15 protein-coding genes are annotated in these 16,848 nt (G+C 62.3%); 11 read left to right on the forward strand and 4 right to left on the reverse strand.

Annotated features, from left to right (window positions below):
- Positions 1–61 precede the first annotated feature (61 nt).
- Positions 62–406 (forward strand): hypothetical protein, encoded by a 345-nt coding sequence (locus KF691_15675; GenBank protein MBX3390888.1) that lies wholly within the window; start codon positions 62–64, stop codon positions 404–406.
- Positions 407–594: 188 nt separating this feature from the next.
- On the forward strand, positions 595–1,164 hold the full coding sequence (locus KF691_15680; GenBank protein MBX3390889.1) for a copper-binding protein: 570 nt from the start codon (positions 595–597) through the stop codon (positions 1,162–1,164).
- Positions 1,165–1,173: 9 nt separating this feature from the next.
- Here the strand turns inward: KF691_15680 and KF691_15685 are convergent, their stop codons facing one another.
- The 3 genes from KF691_15685 to KF691_15695 form a co-directional block, all read right to left on the reverse strand.
- On the reverse strand, positions 1,174–2,154 hold the full coding sequence (locus KF691_15685; protein ID MBX3390890.1) for a hypothetical protein: 981 nt from the start codon (positions 2,152–2,154) through the stop codon (positions 1,174–1,176).
- Positions 2,155–2,415: 261 nt separating this feature from the next.
- Complete coding sequence (locus KF691_15690) at positions 2,416–3,267, reverse strand: uracil-DNA glycosylase (GenBank protein ID MBX3390891.1); 852 nt, start codon at positions 3,265–3,267, stop codon at positions 2,416–2,418.
- A 72-nt stretch (positions 3,268–3,339) separates the two neighbouring features.
- Positions 3,340–4,752, reverse strand: a complete 1,413-nt coding sequence (locus KF691_15695; protein ID MBX3390892.1) for a TlpA family protein disulfide reductase — start codon at positions 4,750–4,752, stop codon at positions 3,340–3,342.
- A 207-nt stretch (positions 4,753–4,959) separates the two neighbouring features.
- Between KF691_15695 and KF691_15700 the strand changes: the two genes are divergently transcribed.
- From KF691_15700 to KF691_15710, 3 genes are all read left to right on the forward strand, one after another.
- On the forward strand, positions 4,960–6,669 hold the full coding sequence (locus tag KF691_15700) for a hypothetical protein (GenBank protein ID MBX3390893.1): 1,710 nt from the start codon (positions 4,960–4,962) through the stop codon (positions 6,667–6,669).
- 32 nt (positions 6,670–6,701) lie between these two features.
- A complete protein-coding gene (locus KF691_15705; protein ID MBX3390894.1) occupies positions 6,702–7,730 on the forward strand; it encodes an SDR family NAD(P)-dependent oxidoreductase in 1,029 nt (342 codons plus the stop codon).
- A 264-nt stretch (positions 7,731–7,994) separates the two neighbouring features.
- Positions 7,995–8,336, forward strand: coding sequence for a hypothetical protein (locus KF691_15710; protein MBX3390895.1), 342 nt, complete (start codon positions 7,995–7,997; stop codon positions 8,334–8,336).
- A 32-nt stretch (positions 8,337–8,368) separates the two neighbouring features.
- On the opposite strand, the gene KF691_15715 is transcribed toward KF691_15710, so the two are convergent.
- Positions 8,369–9,115, reverse strand: coding sequence for a hypothetical protein (locus KF691_15715; GenBank protein ID MBX3390896.1), 747 nt, complete (start codon positions 9,113–9,115; stop codon positions 8,369–8,371).
- 25 nt (positions 9,116–9,140) lie between these two features.
- On the opposite strand from KF691_15715, the gene KF691_15720 reads away from it, so the two are divergent.
- The 6 genes from KF691_15720 (at position 9,141) to KF691_15745 (ending at position 16,803) form a co-directional block, all read left to right on the forward strand.
- Positions 9,141–10,097 (forward strand): HEAT repeat domain-containing protein, encoded by a 957-nt coding sequence (locus tag KF691_15720; protein ID MBX3390897.1) that lies wholly within the window; start codon positions 9,141–9,143, stop codon positions 10,095–10,097.
- Between the two features lie 44 nt (positions 10,098–10,141).
- On the forward strand, positions 10,142–11,116 hold the full coding sequence (locus tag KF691_15725; GenBank protein MBX3390898.1) for an alcohol dehydrogenase catalytic domain-containing protein: 975 nt from the start codon (positions 10,142–10,144) through the stop codon (positions 11,114–11,116).
- Positions 11,117–11,176: 60 nt separating this feature from the next.
- The gene (locus tag KF691_15730) at positions 11,177–11,692 is read left to right on the forward strand and encodes a DUF456 family protein (GenBank protein MBX3390899.1); all 516 of its coding nucleotides are present in this window, start codon (positions 11,177–11,179) and stop codon (positions 11,690–11,692) included.
- A gap of 222 nt (positions 11,693–11,914) precedes the next feature.
- Entirely contained in the window at positions 11,915–13,567 is a 1,653-nt protein-coding gene (locus KF691_15735) for a PhoH family protein (protein MBX3390900.1), read from the forward strand.
- A 338-nt stretch (positions 13,568–13,905) separates the two neighbouring features.
- Complete coding sequence (locus tag KF691_15740; GenBank protein MBX3390901.1) at positions 13,906–14,931, forward strand: hypothetical protein; 1,026 nt, start codon at positions 13,906–13,908, stop codon at positions 14,929–14,931.
- Positions 14,932–15,525: 594 nt separating this feature from the next.
- Entirely contained in the window at positions 15,526–16,803 is a 1,278-nt protein-coding gene (locus KF691_15745; protein ID MBX3390902.1) for a UvrB/UvrC motif-containing protein, read from the forward strand.
- The last annotated feature ends 45 nt before the right edge of the window (positions 16,804–16,848 follow it).

Raw genomic sequence — 16,848 nt, forward strand, 5'->3', positions numbered from 1 at the left:
GACCCTGCACGGAGCGGAGTACCGCTTCCGGGCCAGTCCAAAAGGTATTTCGAGGTTCACCATGGCCACTGCCAAGTCATCCGCTCCGTCCGCCCCGACCTTCAAGGCCGGCCAGAACGTCGTTTGCACCGTCAGCTCCATGCCCCGGGCGACCGGCGCCATCTCCACGATCGAGCGTCTCATGCGGCGTGACCCCGACAACCGCCGCGCCCTCGGCCGCGCCCAGACCAAGCGTCGCCAGCGCATGAACGTCTACAACCGCGGCAACCGCGACTGGGTGAGCCGCGAGACCGCCGCGCGTGTTGTTCGCGTCGAAAAAGGCGCCGAATGGAAGATGGTCTACACGCTCGACCTGGCTCCCGATATCGCCTCGGTCAGCCGTTTCCTGCAAATCAAGGCGAGCTGATTCGATCGATCGCCTCCGGAATTCACTGCGACCGCCCGTTCAGGGCGGTCGTTTGTTTTTTGTTGTGGCGATCAGAATGAACCGAATGTTGTTCACGCCGGTATGCGCGATTGATCGGGGCCCTGCGCCGCCCCCGCGCTTCAGGAACCCGCGCGCACCCGCCCCGTACACTGCCTTGGAGATCGACCATGAAACACATCGCGCTCGTTGCCGCGTCTTCGCTCCTGCTCGCATCCTGCGGCGAAGAAACCAAGCCGGACAAGAAACCGGCTCCCACGCCGATCGCAGAAACGCCGCCGCCTCAGCCCGTGGCACAGCCGACGCCGGAACCAGAGCCGAAAGTCGAAACGCCCGCGTCCGAAGTCAAAGCCCCGGCGACGCCCGCGAATCCGACGTACACCGTGCGCGCGGAGATTGAAACACTCCCCGGCATCGAGAGCAGCGTGATGCGCTTGCACCATGAACGCATTCCGACTTTCGCAAACAAGGACGGCAAAGTCGGAACCGATTCGCGGGGCAAGCCGGGCATGAAGCCCATGACCATGAGCTTTGCCAAGGGGGCGGGAGTCAGCTACGAAGGGCTAAAAGTCGGCGACAAAGTCGAAGTCATCGTGGAAGTTGAGTGGACCGCCGCGCTCCCGGAAGATCGGCTCGTGATCACGAAGCTGACGCGCCTCGCACCCGAAACCAAGCTCGACTTCGAAGGTCAGCCGTCGATCAGCGACCCCAAGCCGGAAAAGAAGCCGGAACCCAAGTAGGCTTCGGCATCACTTCGATTCAGCCGTCTGGGCCGGCCCCTTGGATTCCCGGATCACCATAGACATGGTCATGTGCGTATCGACCTTGGCCTTCATTCCAGGGCCTTCCATATCCATGTTGGCGACCGACTCTCCGGTGATGTGCCCCCGAGCCGGCAAGACGCGCAAAAGGTCGTAAACCAGCTCCCCCTTGCCATTGCCCGCGATATCGACAAGCGTGCCGCTCACCCCTTCGGGGAGATTCTTTATCGCCGCGTTTTTCTCGGCCGGCGATTGTTGAGTGGAGATCCCGAGTTTGACCGTATTTCCCTCGCGCGAAACCAGGCGATACGTGCTGCGTTGGCGCACGGCGATTCCGCCGACGTTTATCTTGGCGTCCACTTCCCATCGCGCACCCATACCGATCTCTTCCTCCGGCAGCCGGATCGCCATCTGCGACACGCTCTGCTTCATCGATTCGAGCAACTGGAACAGCATGGGATTGGCGATCTTCGACACGATCTCGAGATTCCGCTGCCTCCCTTCAGAGTCGATCTCGGCGCTCATCTTCATCCCCGCCATTTCCGAAATCATCCCCCGCATCATCGTCACGACTTCCGCCGGCGTTTCATCCTTCGGGGTGATATCCACGCTGGTGAATTCCGCCGCGTATTTCCAGCGGCCATCGGGAAACGCTTCCTCCACCGTGATCCGCATGTTCACGCTGATCACGGGCATCGGAGGCGATGGGTGCACCACGCCATCCATTGCCATCTTCATCTGCATGTCCACTTCCATCACCGCGAACTGCACATCACCCACATGCAGCGACAATTTCGCGCGTTCACGCGGCTCGTCTCCCGTTGACAAAACTTTGACGACCGGGCCGTATTCATCCGGTTGTTCCGCCGCGGGATCGGGTGCTTTCGCCGGCGCGTCCTGTTCGGGCGAAATGGTGCTTGCCGCCGGTTCGGCCAAGAACAAAAGCAGCGAAAGAACGGTGATGATCATGCCCGAGCCTACTGGAATCCCTCAAATCCAAAAAAGAAAAAGCCCCGGCGCTGCGGGCAAACGCTCGAGCGCCGGGTCTCGTGGGGGTCACATGGATCCCCGCCGGCGCGGCCACCGGCCGATCCGTCAGGGCGGTTTCCGATACGCAAGGTTCCGGGTCCGGTTCAGGATTCCCGCCGACTTTTTGTCACCGCTTTCTGAAGTCCGGTTTCGGAGCCACTGCGGCCTTCAGGTTTCAGCGTTCCTTTGGCCGGCAACTGCTCACCCTGTGACAACGGAACGGGGCGTAAGCCCTAGCAATTTCACAACTTGCAGCAAGTCGTCCCATACTTTTTTCCTGTTCTCGGGGGTGTAATCCCGAAGGAGATAGGCCGGGTGATACGTCGGCATAACGGGGATCTCCATCCCTTCCGGCCGCAGCCCGTTCACGGACTCCAGAATTCCCTGATGCGCGTGGAACACCACCCGCGCAAACTTTCCACGCAGGCTCCCCATCGAGGCCTCGGTCGCGAGCACCGTTTTCGACGCGGGAAGGCCCAGCGTGACGATCGCCTGCGGATTGACGATGCGTATCTGATCGATCAGATAGGGCTTGCACAATTCTGCCTCGCGGCCCGTCGGCGTCGCGTTGCCGGGCGGACGAGTCTTGAGCACGTTGCAGATGTAGACATCTTCGCGCCGGAGACCCATCGCAAGAATCATCTTTTCGAGCAGTTGCCCCGCCTTGCCGACGAACGGTCTGCCCGTCTTGTCTTCTTCCGCTCCCGGCGCTTCGCCGATGAACATCAGCCGCGCACACGGATCGCCTTCGCCGAACACAATCGAATGGTGATCCGTCACAAAGTGCTGATGCGGAGCGTCGGCCTCGTATCGGGCGCGCAGCTCGTCGAGCAAACGCACGGAAATGTCGCGGTTCGCGCCTTCGGCGTCCGAGCCGCGTTGCAGCGGCTTGGCCTCGACGTGAGCACCCTTCGAATCCGCGCCGACAAAGACGGTGTCCCGAACCCCATCAACGGCCGCGCGGCGAGCGACCGGCAGAAAATCAACTCCCATCAGGCGCGCCGTATCGGCGCTCACCGCGACAAAACGACGATCTGATGCGCTCTCGCCCATGCGCCCAATGTACGGTACTCGATGCAAAAAAGAAAACCGCGGGCAATCGCGTCCCGCGGCAAGTGATCCGGATTACTTCAACGCCTTCTCGACGGCAAGTGTCAGATTGTCCTCGAGATACTTGACGAGATCCTCTTGCTTGTTCGTCCCGCCCGGCGGAGGCACGAGCGCCTTCGAACCCCACACGACCTTTCCGTCCTTACCGATGACATAGAACGTCGGCCAGCCCGAAACCCTGTAGTTTCCGGCGATCGTCTCGGCATGCGCGAGCGACATGTAGGTGTAGCCCTTGTCTTTCTTGAACTTCTCGGGGTCGGCGCTGGGATTCGATTCAAAGTTCATCCCGATCACGACGACGTCCTTGCCCGCGAATTTTTCGTGGACCTTCTGAATCGCGGGCATCGCGATCTTGCAGGGAAGGCACCACGTTCCCCAGAAATCCATCACGATCACTTTTCCCTTGAACTCGTCGAGCGTGTGCTCCTTGCCCTCGAAGTCCTTCAAGGTGAAGGCCGGTGCATTCGAGCCAACCGACAGCAATTGCGGGTTTGATGGAAGCAACGGATGCTGCGGCGGCACGTCGGCCGATGGAGTCGTCTCCACCGGCTTGGGATCTTCCTTCGGCTCCGCCGTTTGCTGCGGCAGATTCTTCGAGGCCGACAGCGTGAAGCCCTTGGGCAACTCGACGTCGAAAGTTTCGCCGGACATTGCCGGCGTTCCAATCAGGTTCGAGTAGCTGAGAACGATGCCGGGTTCCCCGCGCTTTTCCTTGGGGGCACGAGCCGCGGCAGGACGGAACATCTCGACGCGCCTTGGCAGGCCGTCTTTCTTGGCGACGGCCAGGCGGAACGGGACAGCCGGACCCCGCGCGGACGCCGGCACGACCCAGATCACATCGCACTCCAGTTCGTCCACCTTTTCCGGTTCCTCAAACTCCACCTTCTGTGCACCGTCAATGTTCCCGTACGGCGGGTTTGCGAGCAACTCCCACGCAACCGTGGCCGCGGCATCCCCCTGGTTCATATCGAGGCGCACGCCCTCCATGTCGGCCGGCGCAGTCTTCCTCAGGATCTTGCGCTTTTCGAACAGGACTGAGGCAACTTGCCCGTCCCAAGCGGCGCGAATCGCGATCGGATCGTCTTTCCGCGCGACCTTCGGATCGACCCAATCGAAACCGAATGTGCCGTCCACGAGGACTTTCCAACCCGACGCTTCCACCTGACGTTCCGCAACGACCTTTGTCTCGCTCACAGCGATGCGTCTTCCGTCGGGCATCTGCACCTTGGACGAGCCGTCGTAGCGGAGTGTCGTGACATCGCGCATGACTCCCCGCATTCGCTGCAGGACTTCCTGGAGCCTGGCGTCTTCCGGTGCCGAAGCAGCCGGATCGGCAGCTGCCGCGGACGCAAAGCCCGGAAGCGAGGCAAACAACGCCAAACCGATGATCCCTGCGCGAATTCCTGTTCCGGCTTTCTCCGTATTCATAAGTTTTTTCTCATTTTCGCGGTTTTTATGAGAGCGTTTTCAGCTGGAGTGGTGCACAATAGGGAGCCGACTTGTGGGGTCGGACGGCCTGGATTGTTGGGCCCGGCGTGAAGCGCCGTGCAGTGCCCGGCGGTTCGCCGCACAGGACTAGGACAGTCAGTTAAAACTTTGCCGCATCCGGGCGGCGTAGCGCGCGAGGAGAAAGTCTTGCGAAATACGAATGTGCCCGCCAGCATCTGTCTGGCGGGTTTGCTCGGAGCGACCGCGTTTGCCGGGAACGCGCCACTCGACGTGATCCTCGCATCCGGCACGGCCGCGCCGGGCACCGAGTCTGGTACCAAGTTCGTTTCGTTCATGGCGCCGGTCACTTCGGACGCGGGAACGTTCGCGTTCGTCGGGAATCTCTCTTCGGCGACACAATCGACCGGAATCTGGGTCGGCACCTCAGGCAACTGGACGATGCTCGCACGCGAAGGCCAGAGCCTGTCAGGCGGATTCGGCACGCTGAAGTCGCTCTTCACGAGCGTGGTCACATTCAACAGCACCGGGCAAGTCGCCTTTAGCGCGCGATCCGGTTCGGGCGACGGCACGCTGCGTGTTTTCCGCGCTTCCCAGTCGCTGGGAGTTCAGGTCGTCGCCAGCGTCGGTCAGCAGGCGCCGGGCCTCGCGATCGGAGTCACGTTCCGCGACTTCGGCGACCCTGTGATCAATGCTTCGGGCCAGATCTCCTTCAGTGCTTCGCTCCAAGGTCCCGGAATCACTTCGTCGAATCAGGGGAGCGTCTGGCTCTACAGCGCGGGCGTGCTCCTTCCTGTTCTCAAAGGCGGAGACATTCCCAACATTTCGCAGCCCACCACCACCGTCCGCGAGCTCATGCTCCCGCTCCTGAACGGCAGCGGCAAGCTGGCGTTTGGCGGAGTTCTGCAGGGTCCGCTCATCGCCCCGATCAACGAGAGCGCGCGCTGGACCGCGACGAATTGGGTCCCCAGCCTTCAGATTGTGGGCGGCACGCTCATCCCGCTCGCCGAAGACGGCGGGGGCTACATCGTTCGGCGCGTGCTGCCCGGCATGCACCGCATGAACAGCAGCGGCACCATCGTGTTCTTTGCAGATCACGACGACGCGTTGGCCGTACCGAAGTTCGCGCACTCCATCTGGCTTTCGAGCTCGAACACCATCCTGCCGGTCGTAACCCGTACGACACCGCTCCAAGCGTTCGGTGAACCTCTCGGCGTCTCCGCCTTTTCTTCGGCCGTGCTCGATGCGATCGGCAACGTTCATTTCAAAGCCACGGTCACCGGATCGCAAGTGAAGACCGAAACCGACCACGGCTTTTTTACCCGCTTCTCCAATGGCTCTGTCGTGCAGCGCTTTCGCGCAGGACAGGCCGCGCCGGGCGTCGCGGGCGCCCGCCAGACGTTCGAGTTGTCTCCGTACTCCGCCGTCGGTCCGCAGGGTGAGCTGTTCCTCAGCGCGCCATTGAAAGGTTTTATTCCGGGCGCTCGCTACGACCGTGTGCTGTTCACAAACTATCCCGACGGGAGCAGCTCCAAGGTCATCGCCACCGGCGATTCGATCCTCGTGAACGGACAAAGCAAGACTGTCGCTGCGATCGGAAACTACTACATGGGCAACGGTCAGGACGGGCTCGCCAGCTCCATCAACAGCGCCGGGCAGTTCGTGTTCCGCCTGCAGTTCACCGATAACTCGTGGGCGATTGTGCGGAACCAGCTCCGAGCGCTCTGCCCGGGCGATTTCAACGGCGACCGCTTCGTCGATGACGAGGATTTCAGCTATTTCGCGGCGTATTACGACGCCTTCGTCTCCGGCCCCGGAGACCTCGATCACAACGGATCGTGCGACGACGCAGACTTTGTCCGATTCGCTCAGTCCTACACCAGCCTCGTCTGCCCGTGACGACCTTTTGCCGCCCGTTATAATCGTGGGCGATGAAACTCCCGGCGGACAAGGTGCACCGACTTCGCCCGTTCTACAACGGACGAACCGTTTGCGTGACCGGAGGAGCCGGATTCATCGGCGGGCATCTGGTCGACGCGCTCCTCTCGCTGGGCGCCTCGATCCGCGTGCTGGACGATCTGTCAAATTCCACGCTCGAGCATCTCGCGGACCTGATCGAACTCGAGCCGGAACGTGTCCGCTTTCTCCGGGGCAGCATTCTCGACGACGATGCACTTTCGGAGGCGCTCGAAGGCGCCGCCACCGTGTTCCACCTCGCCGCCGTGTGCAGCGTGCAGCGCTCGGTCGATGATCCGCAGCGTTCTTTCAGCGTCAACGCAACAGGCACGCTCCGCGTGCTGCAAGCGACGAAGAAGACAAACTCACTTTCGGGTTCCGGAGTCGAACGCGTTGTGTTCGCTTCGAGCAGCTCGCCCTACGGCGATGACCCCTCGCTGCCCCGCGTCGAATCCCAGTTGCCCCGCCCGCTGAGCCCCTACGCCGCCAGCAAGCTCGCCGCGGAGCACCTGCTCAGCGTGCACGCCCGTTGCTACGGGATGAGCACCATTTCTCTTCGGTTGTTCAATGTCTTTGGGCCCCGCCAGCCGTCGGATTCTCCATACTCGGGTGTCATCGCGGCATTCGCCCGCCGGCTCATGGCCGGGCAGCCGCCGGTGATCTACGGCGATGGTCTGCAAACCCGTGATTTCACGTTTGTCTCCGACGTGGTTCTCGCTCTTTTGCTTGCGGGCTCAACCAAGGTGCCGCCGCGCGGCGACGTCGTCAACATCGGAACAGGCCGCAGCATCGCCCTGCTCGAACTGGCCCGACAGATGGCGGTCGTTGCGGGCGTCCCCAACATCCACCCAGTGCTTCAGCCCGAGCGTCCAGCGGACGTCAAGCACTCTCTGGCCAATATTGATCTCGCGCGCCAACTCCTCGGGTACGAACCGATGAACACGCTCGAGGCGGGTTTGGTCGAACTGATCGAATGGTGCCGGCAATCCGTGCCAGCCGGATGAAGAGATTTTTAACTATGCTGCGTCTTGGCCGAGCTCTGCGCGAAACGACTGTTGGAATCTGGGAGTTGTTGCGGTTGGCCTTCGTCAGCCGATGGAAGTTCCGCGGGCCCTACTGGCGTTGGCGCCTTCATACGGCGTTTGGCCGGGGACGCCCTTCCAGAATTGATCTGATACGCTCTGTTGTGAGGTATGGGGCTTGGGTTCACCGCATGCGCCGGCTTCTGTAGCCAGTCGAGCGCGGCACAAGATCGCGGGAGTATCGCAATGTCTGATCAAGCAACAACTTCGACGCCCGACCAATCCGCCAATTCGGGTGCTTTCGTCAAAGCGTTTCTGCCGGGGCTGATCATCGGGCTTGTTCTTGGCGGTCTCGCCGGGGCGTTCTTCGGCGGCTTTGCCGCCGACAGCGGCGGTCCTGCCGCCGCGCTCGAACGATCGAGGCGGGAAGCGATGCAAAATGCGGCCCAGCAACCTCCGGCACCAAACGCCGCACCTTCAACACCAGTCGCGGATGAACACGCGCCCGAAACGGAAAAGCCCAAGGCCGAGCCAAAGCCCACCGAGCCTGCGTCGCCGAACGCCAAGCCCGCGGAATCGCCGCATTAAGCGGGAGCAAGCCGGCGGGCCGCCGAGGCTGACTATTGATCAACCTGTTCCACCAGCGTCACCGTGGAAGTGGTGCGTGAGAGGTTGAACAGTCCGAAGCGGACGGAGCGATCCTGCACTTCGCGAACAATCCCTCGACCGGGCACCACCGTGAGAACCGCTGTTCGATCGACGGTGGAGAAATCGAATTTCGCTTCCATTTGCGACCGGATGACGGTGGAGTCTCCGCTCTGACGGACCAGCTTTGTTGTTTGGGTGGCGGTGCCACGGGTCTTGGTTGCCGCGGCCGAGTCGCCGTCTTTCATGGTCACATCGGAAGTACTGATGCAGGCTTTTTCGCCTGTGAGCGTGGCGGGCATGAGAACCAGCGGCGGGTCAAACGCCAGAGAGCGGTTCTCGAGAACCAGCCCTAATTCGACGAGAAAAACAGAACCATCCGCCCCGCGCTCCAATGTTGTTTGACGGACTAGCCCGCCGCGAAGCGTTCCGTCGGGCGAATCGAACTCATCGATGATCCACTTGTTTGGAGAATCGCCGACCTGCCTCGCTTCACGCCGGATGACACGCCTGCCCTCTGAGTAGGTCTTCTTCCAGGGAGCCGGCTTGTAGACCGTTTCCGCCGAGATCGATCCGGAGGACTGCGAAACCATTTCGGCCGGGTCCGCGGAATCCGCACTTCCGGAAGACTCGGTCGCGCAGGCTCCGACCAGCGCGCCCGCCAGAACGGCGAGTACGGCCGGGACAGGAATCGCAGAACGACAGTGGTGATTTGTGTTCACGCGAGTCAAACTTATACTCCCGCCCATGTCCGCGTCGCCCGAACCCGAATGCCTCTACCCGCTTCGTCTCGGAGCACGCATCTGCATCGCAACTCTAGCGTGTGCGTGCTGGCTTTCGGGCTGCGATGTCTTCGACGATGCCCGTCCCGGCGCAACGAGCATCTTTGACGTGTTCGCTCAGCCCACCCCGAGCGAGGCCGTTCAACTCGCGATCGATCCGTACAACGCGGACAACCGCTACCGCGGCACCATGCTCCTCAGCAACGCGTATTTCGCCGGACAGCCGGTTTATCTTCAATTGTTCGAGGATCGCGCACAGGATTCGGACGCAACCGTGCGGATCGCGGGAACTCGCGCACTCGCCAACCACGGCAGCAGCAGCAACGTTCCCATCCTCGTCAAGAATCTGAACGACAAGGATCCGCTGGTTCGACTGGAAGCCGCTCGCGGATTGCAGCGCCTGCACAGCGGCGAGGCCATCAAGCCTCTCATGGACGCGAGCCGCGACCCCGATTCGGTCCGGGGCGATGAGGGGAGCGAAGAAAATCCCGATATCCGCACCGCCGCGGCAACGGCGCTCGGTCAATACCCGAGCACCGATGTCATCCAGCATCTCATTACGATCCTGACGGATTCGCAGCTTTCGGTGAACGAAGCGGCGCTCTCGTCGCTCCGGACGATGACGGGGCAGGATTTCGGATTCGACCGCCGCGAATGGATCCGCTGGTACGACCAAACGAAATCCCCCTTCGCGGCAGGCACGCCATTTATCTACCCGGTCTTCCACCGAAAGAAGACGTGGATCGAATACCTGCCGTTCGTTTCGCCTCCGCCCAACGAGATCGCCGCGACTCCCGCCGGAATGCCGCCGATCGCCGGGGGCACGCTGGTGCCGCTCTCCGAGATCGCACCGGGAGGCAAAAAGTCGCCGGATTCCGCATCGCCCTCCCCGGCAGCTCCGTCCGAGAACTCAAAGAACTGACCGGAGACCTTCGGCCTGCGCCCCGGGCGAGTCGATAGGGAAGGGTGCGAAGACTGCTTGCTCACACATCCGGCTGGTCGCTCGTGGAATCGCCCGATCCGATCGTGCGCTCGCGGGAAGCCCTGGTCAAAATCACGCGTGCGCTCATCGATCCTCGCACGCTGGCCACGAGACGAGAATCGAGTCGCGCTTTTGCTCCGGGATGCGAATTCGTCGGAATCGTGCTTTCGTCGCCGGATTCTCCGTCGCTCGAGGGCAAGCGCGTGGTCGCACCCTCGGTGTTCCCGTGCTCCGCCTGCGATTTGTGCCGCGCCGGACTCTCGATTCATTGCCGCTCGCGCTCCGAATTGGGGAGCGAGCGCGACGGCGCCTTCGCCGAGAAGGTCTCGCTTCCCGTTGCTTCACTCGTCGAGATTCCAAAGGGTCTCGATGAGGATCGCGCGTGCTTCGCAACCGTGCTCGGGCGCGCGATCCACGCGGCGGATCTCGTCCGGCTCGAATCCAAGCCGTTCGTGACGATTCTCGGCGACGATCCGATCGCGCTGCTCTCAGCCCAGGTGATGACACAGCGCAACGCGTCCGTGCGCGTGCTCGGACGCGAACCCTCGCGCTTCGAGCTCTGTGAAAAATGGGGCGTCAAGCACCGCCACATCGATCAGGTCGGACGGCGCGCGGACCAGGACGTTGTATTCCTCTGTTCGAACGAGCCCGGCGATCTCGAGATCGCGATGAAACTCGCCCGTCCGCGGGCGACGGTGCTGCTGCTCGAACCACCCGGAGCGGCCTCCGCCGGATCGGCGGCTCCGAGTCATGCTTCGCTGAACCTCCTGCACACCAACGAGATCGCACTCGTCGGCTCGCGCGGCGAGCGTCTGACCGAGGCGCTGCGGCTCCTTGCCGGCGACAGCGTGGACGTGCGCAGCCTGCTCACCGCGAAGTTTCGCGTGACTCAGTTTCTGGAAGCGTTTAGCCGCGCATCCCGCCCCGACTGCCTGCGCGTGGTGCTCGAAGCCGCATAGCGGGCAGCCTTCGCATCGGAGGGGCCACAATCCATCGGATCGCGATCCCAACAATCAGCCGTGCTCTGGTTCGCCCTTTTTTCACTTCTCCTTGCCGGCCTTGTCGGCTTTGTTCTCACGCTGCTCACGCTGCCGGGAATCTGGCTGCCGATCGCCGTCGCGCTGCTCTTCCAGTGGTTCAGCCCGGGCATGTTCCCGTGGTGGGTCATCATCGTCGCGCTCCTGCTCGGAGTCCTCGCCGAAATCCTCGAACTCGTCGCGTCGGCCGCCGGAGCCGCCAAGGCGGGCGGCACAAAGCGTGCCGCGGCAGGCGCGATCGTCGGGACCATCGCAGGTGCCCTCATCGGTTCATTGATCCTGTTTTTCCCCGTTGGAACCATCATCGGTGCCATCGCAGGTGCGGGCATTGGCGCGAGCCTCATGGATCGATCTCGCGCGAACCGCACCTGGCGCGATTGCGCCAACGTCGGTGCGGGCGCAGCCGCGGCGCGCGGGGTCGCCATCGTGCTGAAAGGAGCGTTTGGTGCGGCAATCGCCCTGCTCCTCATGATCGGCGCGGTATCTCAGGCCCTCTGATGCACGACCGCCGGTCGCGATCAACGCAAGCCACCGCTTTCAGCGCGCCGCCAGCGGCGTGTAACTCTTGTGGACTCAGGATTTGCAAGAACTTTGCTCGGGGGGACTTTCGCTTCGACCGATCCTTGAGGTATGCTGCGCCGGTACAGGAAAGGCGGGAGAGCGACGGAGTCGCTTCCCTTGGCGTCGAGAAGCCCGGCTTCTCGATCGACGGAGAGATCGATGTCCAAAGCGCTGAGCGGGGCCAAGGAACTGGCCGTGGAGTCCGATGCAGCAACCGCCCGAGCCACGGAGGCTGATAAGGGCGCCGACCGAGGAATACGAAAAGGCGTGCCGAGCAAGCCAGCCGAAAAGCCTGTCGAACGACAAACGGAAAAAGCCGTCGCGACCGCTTCTGATAGCGGCAACGAACCGGGACGTCGCGTGAAGCGCAGCCCGTCGGATTCTTCCGCCGTCGGCGTCAAGCACTTCGTGCTCGACACCAACATCCTGCTCCACAACCCAAGCGCTCTCTTTGTCTTCCAGGAAAACCACGTCATCATCCCGTTCGCCGTCATCAGCGAACTCGACAAGATGAAGCGCAAGGAAGACGACCTCGGGCGAAACGCGCGCGAGTGCATCCGCTATCTCGATCGTCTCCGCGGCGCCGGCCGCCTCATCGACGGCGTCAACTGGGGCGATCTCGCGCCGCAGGCGCGCGCCGGCGCTTCCGTCGGCGCCAATGGCGAAACGGGCACGATCCGCATCGACGTCACCGATCACCCGCGCCCCGAAGCGATCAAGGAAGATTCGCCCGACAACCGCATCATCGCCGCCGCGCTCGCGCTCCACAAGCAGGGCCAGCGCACGATCTTCGTCTCGAAAGACCTCGCCGCCCGCATCAAGGCCGACAGCCTCGGCATCAAGACCGAAGACTTCGAAAATCAGAAGGTCGATGCCGATCGCCTCTACACCGGCTTTGTCACAGCCGACGTGGACGGTTCGCTGATCGATGAACTCTACAAAGACCGCCTGCTCGAGATGCAGCGCCTCGCCCCTCACCTCGTCGCCACCGACGATCTCGGCCACGAATACCAGCGCGAGCTGATCGCAAATCAATTCGTCGTGCTCAAAGACGAGTCGGACGAGAATCACACCGGCCTTTGCCGCCGCCTCGGCGAGACCGATCACGTCATCCCCGTCACCGGCCCGCGCAAGCCCGTCTTCGGCATCATGGCCCGCAACGTCCAGCAGACGATGGCGCTCGATCTCCTCCTCGATGAAGAAGTCCGCCTCGTCACGCTCCTCGGCAGCGCCGGAACCGGCAAAACCCTCCTCGCGCTCGCCGCGGGCATGTCCAAGGTCTTCAGCGAAGAGCGCTACGAAAAGCTTCTCGTCGCCCGCCCGATCATGCCCATGGGCCGCGACATCGGCTATCTCCCCGGCGACAAGGACGAAAAACTCGGCGCTTGGATGCAGCCGATCTTCGACAACCTTTCCTACTTGCTTTCAACGCGCGGCGCGACGATGCACCAGGCCGCCGAAAGCCACTCGAGCGAACAGCGCATCCAGAAACTCATGGCCGACGGCAAGCTCGTCCTCGAACCGCTCACCTACATCCGAGGCCGCTCCATCCCTCACCAGTTCATGATCGTGGACGAAGCCCAGAACCTCACGCCCCACGAAGTCAAAACCATCGTCAGCCGCGTCGGCGAAGGTACGAAGCTCATCCTCACCGGCGACATCGGCCAGATCGACAACCCCTACCTCGATCAATCCTCCAACGGCCTCTCCTACACCGCCGAAAAAATGAAAGGCCTCGGTCTCTTCGGCCACGTCGTGCTCAACAAGAGCGAGCGCAGCGAACTCGCCAGCCTCGCTGCGGCAAGACTGTGATCCATCCGCCACGCCCGCCCGCCTGCATGTGGGCAAAAAACTGACGAATAGATCACGAATGCCCCGCGGCGCATCCGCCGATTCTTGCAGGAATCCGGCAACCAGCTCCGTTTTTCTTCGCATATCTCTCCGCAGTAGCACCGATTTTGCGCTCTCGCTCTCGATCCGCTCGCATTTCACCACGGTCCCTTCGCACATTTCACGCTTCTAAGAGGTGGGCTCTGCTTGATTTGCTTGTGATTCGCGAATCTGTGGGTAGGCTGAAGTCGTATTCCGGGATGTGATCGGGGTTTTGGGGGCGGCATGGCTGTGCGTTCTTCCGGACATCGGAGGGGCCGATGGACATCATGCGGGTCATTGCGGGTTCGCGCCGAGGAAATGCCGGGGCAGTCCTGTCTTTGCTCTGCCTCGCTTCCGCCGCACCGGCTCAGGTGACTTTGCGAGTCACTTTCAACGATCCCGAGAACACGCTCGCTCCATTGTCCGCGAGCATCGCGAGCAATCTGCACGGTGCCGCGGCATTGTGGTCCGAGCGGCTCAAGGGCAACACCGAACTGTGGATCGAAGTCCTCCCGGATTCATCCGTGTCCAATCTGTCCTGCCGCTCTTTCACGTGGTCGTACCTCGACACGATCGACGGCGGCATCGACATCTTCGAGACCGGCGCCTCGACGCACATCCGAAACGGCTATCCCGCCGCTTCGTTCGATCCCGACATCGTTCTCAAGATCAACCCGACCTTCGCCGTCAACGACCTGTGGTTCGATCCCGCTCCGTTCTCACGCACCGCTCCGATCGATTCGGCGCGCTTCGACGCGGTCTCGCAGTTTGCCCGCGGCCTCGGACGCGCTTTCGCCTTCGACGGCTGGATCAACGGCAACGACGGCACCTACTCCGGCAACGCTCGCTCGACCTTTGACCAGCTCATCGTGTTCGACGGCACGAATTTCAGCTTCATCGGCGACAACGCCGTCGCAGCGTACCGCGCGCCCGTCCCCGTGACGTTCGGCGCACCCTTCCTCGTCGGCAACGAGCCGCCCAGGCCCGGAACCGATCTCCTCAACGACGTCATGTCCGGCAGACCGCTCGCCCGCGGCATTCGCTATCAAGTCTCCGCGCTCGATTTCGCCATCCTGCAAGACGCCCGCGTCCCCGTCATCATCCCCTGCCCGTGGGATCTCACGCACGACGGCTTCATCGACGATCACGATTTCGCCGTCTTCACACAGGCATACGACCTGTACGACTGCGGCGAATCCTCCATGCCCTCCGCCTGCCCCAGCGATTTCAACAAGGATTCCGTCGTCGATGATTTCGACTACGTGATCTTTATTCAGGGCTACGAGCAATTCATTTGCCTGTGATGGCTCAAAGACGGTTCACGGCGCAGGTTGCACATTTGGGCTCCTCTCTTGATCCCCCCGCTTCCCACGACTGATCGTGCAGCGGCGCGGAATTCGTTATCACGCACCGCGGCGCACACTTCCTTTTCAGCCCGAACGGGCTGAGAGAATCGAGCCGAGGGTGGAGCGAGTCCTTGAGCGACACCCTCCGTACCCGCGCGCAGATTTTCAGCACGCCGTAGGCGTGCAACAACCAACGCCTGAAACGGTTGATCAACCACGTGTTTTGCGCATTCTCAAGCAGCGGAGCAACGACGGAGGAGGCATGCCGCGATGCGAGTCTTGAGCGACCCTTCCGCTCCACTTGCTCGCCCCGTCACCTGTTCACGCGTACGCCTCTTCGCGTCCTCCCCCTCCGCCTTCCCATTTCCCTGCCTCTTCTCCGTGCTTCTTTGCCTCCGTGGTGAACTCTTCACTTCCTCCGCAGCGTTCCGCGGCAAAATACAATCGCCCGTGAGCGACAGCCCCCCGAATCCGTCCGAATCGCGCGAAGACCGCCTCGCGCGCCTGCTCGTCAAGGCCCGCGGCCTTCCCAAAGTCCCCGGCGTCTATCTCATGAAGGACGACAAGGGCGTCGTCCTCTACGTCGGCAAAGCCGCGAATCTCCCCGACCGCGTCAGCAGCTACTTCATCCCCTCCGCCGAGCTCGGCTTCAAGAAAGACCCGATGCTTGACCGCGTGCAGGACTTCGACACGCTCGAGTGCGAGGGCGAGTGGGAAGCGCTCCTCACCGAGAACCGGCTGATCAAGGACCTCAAGCCGCGCTTCAACGTCCGCCTCGTCGACGACAAAACCTTCCCCTATCTCGTCGTCACCCAGCGCGAGGATTTCCCGCGCGTCTTCGTGACACGCAACCCGAGCGACCCGGACCTCAAGGGCGCGAAGATCTTCGGCCCCTTCACCAACGCCGGCGCGCTCCGCGACGCGATCCAGATCCTCCAGCGCGTCTTCAAGTTCCGCACCTGCAAGCTCGACATCATCGAGAACGACGACAAGAACAAGTTCTTCCGCCCCTGCCTCCTCTACGCGATCAACCAGTGCACGGCCCCCTGCGCCGCCAAGATCGGCAAAGACGCCTACGGCGCCGATATCGATCGCTTCGTCCGCTTCCTCGGGACCAAACGCAGCGTCATGCTCCGCGAGATGGAATCGGAAATGACGGAGGCCGCCAACGAAATGCGCTTCGAGCGCGCCGCCGTGCTCCGCGACCAGATCAAGGCGATCCAGAAACTCGACGAGCGCGCCAGCAAAAGCGACGGCTGGCAGCCCGAAACCGAGATCTCCTATCTCGATCCCGAGAAAGCCCTCGCCAGTCTGCAGCGCACGCTCAAAATGGAAGACCCGATCCGCTGCGTCGAGGGCATCGACATCGCCCACCTCATGGGAGGCGAAACCGTCGGCAGCAAGGTCTGCTTCGTGGACGGACGCCCGTTTAAGAACGAATACCGGCGCTACAAGATCGCGAACGTTTCCAACCTCCCCGGCGGCGGCACAAACGACGACTACAGCAGCATCCGCGAGGTCGTGAGCCGACGCTACCGCGAAGCCGGCGGCGGCCACGAGCTCTACCCCGACGTCATCCTCATCGACGGCGGGCTCGGTCAGCTTCACGCGGCACTGGAAGCCTTCGACCAGCTCGACGTCAAGCCGCCCATGGTCATCAGCCTCGCCAAGAAAGAAGAACTCATCTACATCCAGCGAGAAAGCGAGCCCGTGCGCCTCGGCCGCGACAACCCCGGCCTGCGCCTCTGCCAATCCATCCGCGACGAGGCGCACCGCTTCGCGCAGAGCTACCACCACCTGCTTCGCCGCAAAAAAACGCTCGAAGAGTGAAGCTCAACACGGAGCACCACAGAGAACCACGGAGAAAAGAGGCGG

It is taken from the genome of Phycisphaeraceae bacterium (assembly GCA_019636555.1).
Classification (GTDB): Bacteria; Planctomycetota; Phycisphaerae; order Phycisphaerales; family UBA1924; genus JAFEBO01.

Bases quoted from the DNA above. Each gene is read 5' to 3' on its own strand.
- KF691_15745 (MBX3390902.1), top strand. From the start codon at position 15,526: ATGAAGGACGACAAGGGCGTCGTCCTCTACGTCGGCAAAGCCGCGAAT.
- KF691_15710 (MBX3390895.1), top strand. From the start codon at position 7,995: ATGTCTGATCAAGCAACAACTTCGACGCCCGACCAATCCGCCAATTCG.
- KF691_15720 (MBX3390897.1), top strand. From the start codon at position 9,141: ATGTCCGCGTCGCCCGAACCCGAATGCCTCTACCCGCTTCGTCTCGGA.
- KF691_15675 (MBX3390888.1), top strand. From the start codon at position 62: ATGGCCACTGCCAAGTCATCCGCTCCGTCCGCCCCGACCTTCAAGGCC.
- KF691_15705 (MBX3390894.1), top strand. From the start codon at position 6,702: ATGAAACTCCCGGCGGACAAGGTGCACCGACTTCGCCCGTTCTACAAC.
- KF691_15690 (MBX3390891.1), bottom strand. From the start codon at position 3,267: ATGGGCGAGAGCGCATCAGATCGTCGTTTTGTCGCGGTGAGCGCCGAT.
- KF691_15680 (MBX3390889.1), top strand. From the start codon at position 595: ATGAAACACATCGCGCTCGTTGCCGCGTCTTCGCTCCTGCTCGCATCC.
- KF691_15740 (MBX3390901.1), top strand. From the start codon at position 13,906: ATGGACATCATGCGGGTCATTGCGGGTTCGCGCCGAGGAAATGCCGGG.
- KF691_15685 (MBX3390890.1), bottom strand. From the start codon at position 2,154: ATGATCATCACCGTTCTTTCGCTGCTTTTGTTCTTGGCCGAACCGGCG.
- KF691_15695 (MBX3390892.1), bottom strand. From the start codon at position 4,752: ATGAATACGGAGAAAGCCGGAACAGGAATTCGCGCAGGGATCATCGGT.
- KF691_15735 (MBX3390900.1), top strand. From the start codon at position 11,915: ATGTCCAAAGCGCTGAGCGGGGCCAAGGAACTGGCCGTGGAGTCCGAT.